The organism is Oryzihumus sp. (assembly GCF_036391795.1).
Taxonomy (GTDB): domain Bacteria; phylum Actinomycetota; class Actinomycetes; order Actinomycetales; family Dermatophilaceae; genus Oryzihumus.
Genome location: NZ_DASVZH010000117.1, coordinates 1 through 2597, shown reverse-complemented (window position 1 = coordinate 2597; position 2597 = coordinate 1). Strand labels below are relative to the sequence as shown.

At 74.5% G+C, this 2597-nt stretch carries 2 protein-coding genes; one reads left to right on the top strand and one right to left on the bottom strand.

Annotated features, from left to right (window positions below; genetic code table 11):
• Nucleotides 1–1775, bottom strand: a 1775-nt coding sequence (gene eccCa / locus VF825_RS06870; protein WP_331111518.1) for a type VII secretion protein EccCa, incomplete at its 3' end; no start/stop codon positions are given.
• A 188-nt stretch (nucleotides 1776–1963) separates the two neighbouring features.
• Here eccCa and VF825_RS06865 point away from each other — a divergent pair.
• Nucleotides 1964–2597: hypothetical protein (locus tag VF825_RS06865; protein ID WP_331111517.1), on the top strand; the 634-nt coding region annotated here is incomplete at its 3' end.

Genomic DNA, 2597 nt, shown 5'->3' with positions numbered 1-2597 from the left:
AGCAGGCTCGGCAGCGGGGCCAGCGGCTCGCCGGCGGCTCGCGCCTTCTCGTACTCGAACAGCGACACGTAGTTGCCGGCCGCGCGCAGCAGCTCCTGGCGGCGCACCATCTCGCCGTGCAGGGCGTCCTGCATGCGCTCGACGAGGGTCAGCTCGTTGCTGAGGTTGGTGATGACCGCCGACACGTGCGGCAAGTCGGCCATGCCCGCGAAGGTCGCACCACCCTTGAAGTCGACCAGCACGAAGTTCAGCGACTCGGAGGAGTGGGTCATCGCCAGGGCGAGCACCAGGGTCCGCAGCAGCTCGGACTTGCCCGAGCCGGTCGCACCGATCACCAGGCCGTGCGGGCCCATGCCCTGCTGGGCGGACTCCTTGATGTCCAGGGAGACGACCTGGCCCTGGGCGCCGACGCCGATCGGCACCCGGAGCCGGTCGCGGGCCAGACGGGGACGCCAGGCGGCGTCGACGTCGTAGTCGCGCACGTCGCCCAGACCGAGGAGGTCGACCAGCTCGGTGGCGGTGGCCAGGGCGTCGCGGCGCTCGGGTGCCGCACCGGCGTACAGCGGGGCCAGCCGACGGGCGGCGGCCTCGGCCTGCGCGATGGACATGGTGTCGGCGACGCCCTGGGCGGGCTCGCTGCCGACGGTGAGGATCTGCATCGGCGACAGGCCGGCATACGGTCCGCTCGCCCGGGGCTGGCCGAGAGCCAGCCGCATCCGCCCCGGCGTCGTCAGCTCGTCCCAGCGCTCGGGCAGGTGCAGGACGGTGACGCCGAGGACGCCCTCTTCCGTGACGATGGCGTTGCCCGGAGGCACCTCGCCGCCGTCGACCACGATCAGCACGTGCGGCAGGACGGCCTGGTCGGTGCGTCCGAAGCGGGGGCGCTCGCGCAGGTCCTCCGGCAGCAGCGGCTCGAGGTCGGTCAGGGAGCTGGCGACCAGGCGGGACTGCCCGACGCCGTCCCGCTCGCGCAGGCTCTGGCTGTGCGGCAGCCACTTGACCCACTCCCACTCCGGCAGGGCCTGTTCGGAGGCGACCACGGCCACGACCAGCTGGTCCGGAGCGTGCTGGGTGGCGAGGGCGCTCACCATGGAGCGGGCCAGGCCACGGGTGGGCTGCTCCTCGCCGGTGACCTCGATGCGGGAGAAGAAGGGCAGGGAGACCGCGGCCGGCAGGTCCGGCTGGATCCGGTGCGTGGTCAGCAGCCGGTGCAGCGCCGACGCGGCCACCGGGTCGAGCTGGGCCATCGGCGGGGTCTCGGGCGCCTCGAGGGAGATGCACAGCGGCTGGTTGGTGCGGCCGAAGCGCACCCGGAGGAAGTCCTCGTCGGTGACCGCCCGCTCCCAGACGCGGGAGCGCTCCTCGCACAGCACCGGAAGAGCATCGGGGGCCGGGTAGTTCCACTGGGCGGCCCTGCGTTGGCGGCGCGCCGCCTCACGGACGGTCTCGCGGACCTCGGCCAGGTAGGAGAGGTACTCGCGGCGGGCCTCACTGACCCCGGCGCTGTGCTGCTGCTTCTGGCGCCAGCCGCTGACGCCGACGAAGCCGACGGAGGCCAGGAGGAACATGCCGGCGGCGATGTAGCCCTTGACGCCGGGGCTGGCCAGGGCGACGAAGGCGATCGAGCCCACCGAGCCGAGCATCGGCACGGCGTTCATCAGCAGGCTGCTCGCCCCTTCGGACGGGGTGATCTCCGGCGGTGGCTGCAGGACGATCCGCCCCGACGGCACCTCGGGGGCCCGCTCGCGCGCACCCCTGCGCAACGTGACTGCCATGCGTGTGCGCCTCCTGCTGTTCCGGCGTCCCCCACCGTCGCGACGGGACTCGCGCTTCCCCAGGCCGGCGTGGCCGGCGAGCCGTCAACCTACCGTGCGGGCGCAACCGGTGACGACCGCCCGGCCCCCTGGAGGGACGCGGGCACTAAGGTGCTGCCCGGAGCAGGGACCGACAGGGGGAGGCTCGGATGACGTTGACCGACGCTGCCGCGCAGCGGGTCACCGTGATCGCCGGGGGACGGCACCACGACCTCGTCGCCCCCTCCCAGGCGCGGGTCGGCGACGTGCTCCACGCCGTGGGCATCGCCGGGGACGACCACCGGTATGCCGTGGCCACGCCCCTCGGGCGGGTGTTCGGCCCGTACGACCTGCTCGCCGAGGTTGCCGCCGAGGCAACCGTGCTCACCGTGGTCGACGCGCACGGCGCCGAGGGCTCCCGCGGCCTCCTCGTCGACGTGGACCGCTCCCCCGGTGCCTCCGGCGGACGCGCGAGCACGATCGTCCCGCCCCCGGCGTTCGAGCCGACCGCCGGTGACCCGCACCCGTCACTGCCCGACCGCACCGCGACCGCCTCCTCTGCCTCGACCGCTGCCCTGGCCCCCGCTGCGGTGCCCGCCGGCCTGGCCCTCGTGGCGCTGGCCGTCCTGGGGACCGGCACGTTCGGCCCGAGCCACACCGACGTCCCCTGGCTGTGGGGCGGCTCGGCCGCCCTCTTCCTCGTGACCGCGATGACCCTCGCGCTCCGCACCGGCGACGACCGTGCCTCGGTGGGGGCCCGCCTCGTGGCACCCCTCGTCGGCGCCGCCGCCGGCATGAGCCTGC